The sequence below is a fragment of the Specibacter cremeus genome (assembly GCF_003946885.1).
In the GTDB taxonomy this organism is placed as follows: domain Bacteria; phylum Actinomycetota; class Actinomycetes; order Actinomycetales; family Micrococcaceae; genus Specibacter; species Specibacter cremeus.
This window is the reverse complement of the sequence record NZ_RWKQ01000002.1, coordinates 146,909-154,276: the sequence shown is the minus strand read 5'-3', so window position 1 is coordinate 154,276 and position 7,368 is coordinate 146,909. Positions and strand designations below refer to the sequence as shown.

6 protein-coding genes are annotated in these 7,368 nt (G+C 70.1%); all 6 read right to left on the bottom strand.

Annotation, left to right across the window (positions count from 1 at the left end; all coding sequences use genetic code 11):
• Window positions 1-107 precede the first annotated feature (107 nt).
• The 6 genes from EJC77_RS01395 to mtrA all read right to left on the bottom strand — a co-directional run bounded on the left by EJC77_RS01395 (window position 108) and on the right by mtrA (window position 7,338).
• Entirely contained in the window at window positions 108-1,328 is a 1,221-nt protein-coding gene (locus tag EJC77_RS01395) for a winged helix-turn-helix domain-containing protein (protein ID WP_125609774.1), read from the bottom strand.
• Window positions 1,329-1,338: 10 nt separating this feature from the next.
• Window positions 1,339-2,031 (bottom strand): ribosome hibernation-promoting factor, HPF/YfiA family, encoded by a 693-nt coding sequence (hpf, locus tag EJC77_RS01390; protein ID WP_125609773.1) that lies wholly within the window; start codon window positions 2,029-2,031, stop codon window positions 1,339-1,341.
• Window positions 2,032-2,160: 129 nt separating this feature from the next.
• Window positions 2,161-2,997, bottom strand: a complete 837-nt coding sequence (locus EJC77_RS01385) for a ComF family protein (protein WP_125609772.1) — start codon at window positions 2,995-2,997, stop codon at window positions 2,161-2,163.
• Between the two features lie 114 nt (window positions 2,998-3,111).
• The gene (locus EJC77_RS01380; protein WP_125609771.1) at window positions 3,112-4,854 is read right to left on the bottom strand and encodes an LpqB family beta-propeller domain-containing protein; all 1,743 of its coding nucleotides are present in this window, start codon (window positions 4,852-4,854) and stop codon (window positions 3,112-3,114) included.
• On the bottom strand, window positions 4,851-6,647 hold the full coding sequence (mtrB, locus tag EJC77_RS01375) for an MtrAB system histidine kinase MtrB (protein WP_420820285.1): 1,797 nt from the start codon (window positions 6,645-6,647) through the stop codon (window positions 4,851-4,853). Before mtrB ends, EJC77_RS01380 begins: the two co-directional genes overlap by 4 nt.
• Before the next feature lie 16 nt (window positions 6,648-6,663).
• Window positions 6,664-7,338 (bottom strand): MtrAB system response regulator MtrA, encoded by a 675-nt coding sequence (gene mtrA / locus EJC77_RS01370; protein ID WP_125609769.1) that lies wholly within the window; start codon window positions 7,336-7,338, stop codon window positions 6,664-6,666.
• Window positions 7,339-7,368: the final 30 nt, after the last annotated feature.

The window sequence follows — 7,368 nt, the reverse complement described above, 5'->3', positions numbered from 1 at the left end:
CCTTGTCTGACCGTGAAACTAATAACCAGACTAGCGCCATACTGACCCTAAAAACCATCACCTACATTCCTGACGCACACCCCGTCCCCGGCCCCTCCCTGCGGGGCCTACGCCGCCGGGGGGCCGGCCAGCGCGCGTTCCAGCGCCGGCGCCAGGTCGCCGCGGGGATGGACGACGACGTCGCCCAGTCCCAGCCAGGACGCCAGCAGGCGCAACTCGGCGGCCAGCTCGCCCGCGGTTCGCGCCGGGGCGTCCGGTTCGGCGAACGCCCCGCGCACCAGCAGCCGGCCGGCGGCGCGGTCGGATTTCAGGTCGACCCGGGCGGCCATGGTCTCGCCGAGCAGGAAGGGGAGCACGTAGTAGCCGTAACGGCGCTTGGCCGCCGGCGTGTAGATCTCCAGCCTGTAGTGGAAGCCGAACAGCCGCTCAAGCCGGCGGCGTTCGAACACGAGCGAATCGAAGGGACTCAACAGGGCCCGGCCCTGTGCCGTGCGCACCGCCCTGGCTTCGGCGTGGACGTAGACCTCGGCGTCCCAGCCGGCAACGTCCACCCGTTCCAGCGAGCCGGCGGCCACGAGCTCGGCGACGGCCCCCGCGGCAGCCCGCACCGGCAGCCGGAAGTAGTCGGCCAGGCAGCGGAGCGTGCCGATGCCGTGGGCCCGGGCGGCCGCATCGATGAGGCGGACCATTGCCTCGTGCCGGTCCGGGGCCGGGTCGCCGGCCGCGGCGGGCGGCAGCACCTTGCCGGTGGGCGCGTAGCGGCGCTCGAATTGGTCCGTGCGGGAGGCCGCACTGACCTGGCCGCGTTCGAACATGCCCTCGAGTGTGCTCTTGACGGCGCTCCAATTCCAACCCCAGTCGTCCTTGACGATGTGCTCGCGGTGGTCGATGCGGGCCGTGACCTCCCGGGCGGTCAGCGGACGGCTGTCCGCCAGCAGTACCAGGATCCGTGATTCGAGATCCTCCCGCAGTGCCGGGTCGAGCCGGTCGCCGGCGACCCAGCTGCGGCTTTGCCAGGCGCGCAGGTCGTGGAAGTGCTCGGGCCGGATGAAGCTGGCCTCGTGCGCCCAGTACTCCATCATGGCCCGCGGCGCCGATCCGGCCAGCCGGCCCAGCACGCCCCGGTCATAGTCGCCGAGGCGGGAAAAGAAGGGCAGGTAGTGGCTGCGTGCGAGCACGTTCACGGAATCGATCTGCACCAGCTGCAGGCGCGCGAAGGTCCGGCCCACCGCCCGCGAACTTGCGGGGCCGGTGGACCGGACCTTCGCCAAACCCTGTGCGTTGAGTGCGATGCGCCGTGCCTGTGACAGGCTCATCCGTGCACCCATACGCGTCTCCTTACACCTTGGCCGGCTCATCCGCCGAGCGGTAGGCACGGATTTCCTCGCCCTGCGCCGCCTCCGCGTCGAGCGAGATCACCCCGTAGGTCCAGCCGCGGCGGCGGTAGACGACGGACGGGACACCGCTGTCGGCGTCGATGAACAGGTAGAAATCATGCCCCACGAGCTCCATGTTGTCCACCGCGTCGTCGAGCGTCAGCGGCGCGGCCGGGAACACCTTGCGCCGGATCAGCACCGGCGAATCGCCGGCCGGGATGTCGTTCTCGATGTCGTACGGCGTGCGCTCGGCGGCCGGCTCGGATTCGGGCTGGGCGTAGATGGGTGCGGAACTGACCGGCGGCAGGTCCGCCGTGGCCGTGCTCACGGCCTGCGGGTTGCGCCGGCCGTGGTGGACCTTGCGACGGTCCCTGGCACGGCGCAGCCGCTCGAGCAACTTGGCGTAGGCGAGGTCGAACGCCGCGAACTTGTCCGACGCGGATGCCTCGGCCCGGATGACCGGGCCGCGGCCCTGGACGGTCAGCTCGACGATGAGCTGGGCCTCGGTGCTGCGCGAGTTGGAATCCTTGGAGACCTTGGCGTCGATCCGCTGCACCTTGTCCCCCAGGTGCTCGGTCTTGGCCAGCTTGTCGGTCGCGTATTCGCGGAAACGGTCGGAAATGCTCAGGTTTCGGCCGCTGATCATGAACTCCATGGTGCCCTCCAAACAGCTTCGGTGACACAACGGCCGGCACGTGGATGTGATGTGACCAGACCGCCGACGGGTGGTTCGCCTCCTGAAGAGGTACCCGTTTACTCACGTTAGTTCACCGGCGATTCATATTCATCTCTTGGCACGACTTTTCTTCTCCGCGTCGCCGGGGGCCCGTCCCGGGTCCGCCGCCGGCCCTGGCGAGCGGGCCGCGGCCAGCACCACGGCACCGCGCACATGCGCCCCGGCGGCCGCCAAAACCCGCGCCGCCTCGGCCAGCGTGGACCCCGTGGTGACCACGTCGTCGACGATCACGACGGACCGGCCGGCGATGTTCGCCCGTGGAGAAACCCGCATCGTGTTGCGGACGTTGGCGCGCCGTGCGGCCCGGCCGAGGGCCTTCTGCCGGGTCGCCGTCCAGGGCGGGCGCCACCGCAGGCGCAGCACCTGCCGGGTCACGGCCCCGGCCGGCAACGCGTCCCGGCGTCGCAGGATGCCCAGCAGCAGGACGATGGGGTTGTAGCCGCGACGCCGCAGGCTGGCCCCGCTGGCGGGCACCGGTACCAGCCAGACGTCCTGGGAACCGGGCAATGCGGCGCGCAACCCGTTGCCCAGGACGGCGGCCAGCTGCCCGCCCAGGTCGGTCCGGCCATGGTTCTTGAACGCCAGCAGGGCCACGGCCAGCGTGTCGCGGTAGACGCCGGCCGCCACCACGGCCAGCAGGGGTACGCCGTCGACGTCCACCAGCGCGTCGACGACCGGCTCGGCCCGGAAGGGGTGCCGGGTCCGGCCCCGCAGCCCGCGCGCGCAGTCGGCGCACAGGGCGTCGTCGAGCGCCCCGCAGACCAGGCATTCGGAGGGCCAGACGAGGAACCCGAAGTCAGCCCAGGCCGCGGTCAGCCACAGCCAGCACGCGGTCCACCGGCTGCCGGGTGTGGCGGCATGGGTGGCGGCATGGGTGGCGGGCATGCGCCCACCCTGTCCCGCGGGGAGGCACCCGTCCAGCCTGGCCCGCCGGGGTGGGGACGGGGCCGGTCGCGGCGGCGCCTGTGGAGGGCCGGCCCGTGGGTGGGGCGACGGACCTCAGCCGGCGAAGGATGCCTGGACAAGGTCCTTGGACAGCACTCCCCACGCGTTGCCGACCAGCCCGTACGTGTCCTGGCTGGTCTGGGCGCGGATGTTCCGGTCGCCGGATCCGGCACTGATCCACTGCACACCCTTGAGCGGGGTCAGGGCGACGGGCTCGCGCTTGAGGTCCAGCACCTGGATGGTCACCGGTTCGTCGGTGGACGGGCGCATGACGGCCACCGAGGTGCCGTCCACCCAGACGCCCAGCGTCGGGTTGCCGGTGCTGGGCAGCGTGATCGGCGTCGCCAGTTCCTTCGGCACGTCACCGGAGCGCAGGATCCCGGCAAGCTGGACGGTGCTGGTCCCGCCGGCGGAGGACACCACCAGGGCACGGCTGCCGTCGCGCGAGATGCGCAGGGCCGTGACGGTGCGTCCGGCCAGCCACGGCACGTTCAGCACCGCGGTTGGCAGGTCGGGGCCCGCCTTCCTGGCGTCGAAGGCCACGACCGTTCCGCTGCCATCGCCCGACGCCGTCCACGCCCAGCCGCCCGGGGAGAACGACGGCTGCGTCAGGTTGCGCCCGGTCACCGCCTCGACGGGGTCCGCACCGGGGGTCACCGCATACACGTGGGATCCGTCGGTGGAGCCGAACGCGAAATGCTTGCCGTCATAGGACATGGCCGGGCCCATCGGGTTCAATTTCGCCACCGACGGCATCCGCGCGATCGGGCTGGCGGTGGCCCCGTCGAAGGTGACGAGTTCGTTCTTGCGCAGCGCCACCTGGGTGGCGGGGACCTGGTTGTCGATGACCAGCGACGGCGCCTCGTCGCCGGTGTTGCCCAGGTCGACGCCGCGCGTGTCGGCGCGCAGCGTCACGGACGTCACCGTGTTCAGGTTCTTCTGCAACGTCACGAGCAGCTGGGCGTTCATCTGCTGGCGTTGCTTGACGGTCGCGCCCAGCAGCGGCTGCGCGGTCAGATCGACCTGGGCGACGCCGTCGTTCACCGGCACCGAATCGCGCACCAGCGAGATCCCGTCCGGGAAGGCGCTGGCGACGGCGCCCTTGAGGTACGGCGCCGGGCCGTTGAGCATGGCCCGCACGATGCCCGTCACGGTGGTCGATGCGCGGCCGGCCAGCCAGCGCACGTCCGGGACGCCGTACTGGAACGTGGGGTCGTAGAAGTAGAGCGTGTAGGCGCTGTACAGGGTGGCGAAATCGGGCGACTTGAGCATGATCCCGTCGGGGACCCTGGAAATCCGCCACTGCCCGTCCACCTTGACCAGCGAGAACCCGATGCTTTCCACCGAGTTGCCGGCGGCGGCGGTCAGGATGCCTGCATTGTCCACCTCCGACTGCACCTCGAACTTCACCTGGTACGAGTTGGCGCCGGCGGAGGATTCGATCGAGAACGCGTTCTTGTACACGAGCGTGCGCGCATCCGCCTTCCACGTGTTCGCCAGCCCCGGGTCCAGGTACTGGCGTGCCACCTGGAAACCGTCGGCGACACCCGTGCCGGCGTTGATGAATCCCTCGATGATCTCCCGCGGTGTCGCCCCGGGCGGCGGCGGCACCTGCTGGAAGTTGATGTTGACCGAGTTGTTGCGCGGCGCGACGGGGTCGCTCTTTCCGACCGGGCCGTGCGTGGGGATCGTCGCGCAGCCGGCCGCGGCCACGAGCATGGCCAGCAGCACGACGACGACGACGCCCGCCCAGGCGGCGCGTCCACGACCGGGACGGGTGCGGCGCAGTGGCTTCATCCGAGTTCCGCCCTTGACGAGTGCTCGGTGGATCCCGGCTCGGCTATGTCTCCGGGGTCTCCGGGCTTCGCTGCCGGAGTGATGATCGGCATGGGCGCCGTGAGGGAGCCCAGCGCGCCGACCACGCCGAGGGAACCCGTCGCCGTCGTCACGGGCCCGGTGGTCAGGGCGCGGGCGGTCACACTCGAGCCGCCGCCGTCCGGTGGCAGCGGCACGGGCGAGTGGGTGAATTCGCCGCCGCGCCTCAGCGGCAGTGTGAGCCGGAAGCAGGCGCCCTCCCCCGGGCTGCCCCAGGCCTCCAGCCAGCCGCCGTGCAGCCGGGTGTCCTCCATGGCGATGGACAGGCCCAGCCCGCTACCGCCCGTGGTGCGGGCACGGGCCGGGTCGGCCCGCCAGAACCGGTCGAATACACGGTTCACGGCGTCCGGGGACATGCCGATGCCGTAGTCGCGCACGGCGACGGCGACGGCCTGTTCGTCCGCGGAGACAAACACCTTCACGGGCTTGCCCTCGCCATGCTCGACGGCGTTGAGCGTCAGGTTGCGCAGGATCCGGTCAATGCGGCGCGGATCGGCCTCGACGACGCAGTGATGATCGCGCAGCCGGGTCACGACGGACAGCGTGGAGCCGCTCTGTTCGGCGACCGGGATGGCCCCGTCGAGGACGGTGTGGATGATGGAGAAGATGTCGACCGACTCGACGTCCAGGACGGCGGCGCCGGCGTCGAACCGGGAGATTTCCAGCAGGTCCGCCAACAGCGACTGGAACCTCTCCACCTGGTGGTAGAGCAGTTCCGCCGAGCGGCGGTTGATCGGGTCGAAGTCCTCCCGGGCGTCGTACAACACCTCGGCGGCCATGCGCACGGTGGTCAGCGGTGTGCGCAGCTCGTGGGAGACGTCGGAGACAAAACGCTGCTGCATCTCCGAGAGCATGCCGAGCGCGGTGATCTGGTCCTGGAGCGACGTGGCCATCTTGTTGAACGACGTTGCCAGGCGCGCCATCTCATCCTCTCCGACGACGGGCAGGCGTTCCTCCAGATGACCGGCGGCCAGTTTCTCCGACACGGCCGCCGCCTGGCTGACGGGCAGCACCACGGTGCGCGTCACGTACCAGGCGATGCCGCCGATCAGCACGAGCAGCACGCCGCCGGCCAGCCACAGCACCGACTGGATGTAGTTCAGCGTCAGCTGGGCCGAATTCAGGTCGTAGATCAGGTACAGCTCGTAGTTGGTGCCCAGCAGCGAGACCTGGCTGCCGATCACCACGGCCGGGTGGGTGCCGGTCTGGCCGGTCGGCAACGCGATCGACTGCCAGTACTGGGAGTTGGGGTCCTTCTGCACGGATTCGCGCAGCGTGTCGGGGATGATCGCCGTCGTCACACCGCCGGAATCCGACGAGGTCACGGCCAGCGTCTTCTTCTGCCCCGGGATCTTCACCATCAGGTATTTGCGGTTGTCGTCCGCGCCGACCTCGAGCAGCTTCAGCGTGTCGCGCACGTACGTGGACGCGCCGGCCAAATTGCTGGGCTGGGCATTGGAGAAGCTCTCCTGCACCTGGGTGGCGCCCCGCGTGGATTCCTGCTTGGCCTGGGCCAGCCGCTCCTGGAACAGCCCGTTGGCGATCTGCGTGGACAGGTAGCCGCCCACGCCGCCCACCGCGATGAACGCGATGACAAGCGTGACGGCGACGGTGCGGAACTGCAGCGACGTCCGCCACCGGTGCGAAACGAACGCCGTGACGCGTCGCGCGGCGCGCCAAAGCCACCGGCCCAGCACCCGCAGCCGGTCCCGCACGTATGCCCAGGACAGCTTACTGCCCGGCCTTGTATCCCACGCCACGAACCGTCAACACCACTTCCGGGGCTTCCGGGTCCCTTTCGATCTTGGACCGCAGCCGCTGCACGTGCACGTTGACCAGGCGGGTGTCCGCCGCGTGCCGGTACCCCCAGACCTGTTCGAGCAGCAGCTCGCGTGAGAACACCTGCCACGGCTTGCGGGCCAGCGCCACGAGCAGGTCGAATTCCAGCGGGGTCAGCGAGATGCGCTCCCCCGCGCGCCGCACCGCGTGCCCGGCCACGTCGATGGACACCTCGCCGACCGTCAGCATCTCGGGCGCCTTCACGTCGCCCGGGCGCAGCCGGGCGCGGACGCGGGCCACGAGCTCGGCCGGCTTGAACGGCTTGGCCACATAGTCGTCGGCACCGGATTCCAGTCCGCGCACCACGTCCGAGGTGTCCGACTTGGCCGTCAGCATGACGACGGGGACATCCGATTCGGCGCGAATCAGCCGGCACACCTCGATGCCGTCCAACCCAGGCAGCATCAGGTCCAGCAGGACGAGGTCGGGGGCGCTGGCGCGGAAAACCTCGAGCGCCTGGCCGCCGTCGTTGCAGAATACCGGGTCGAAGCCGTCGTTGCGCAGCACGATGCCGATCATCTCGGCCAATGCCTCATCGTCGTCCACTACCAGGATGCGTGCCTTCATACCTCTATATTTGCCTATCCGGGAGCCAAA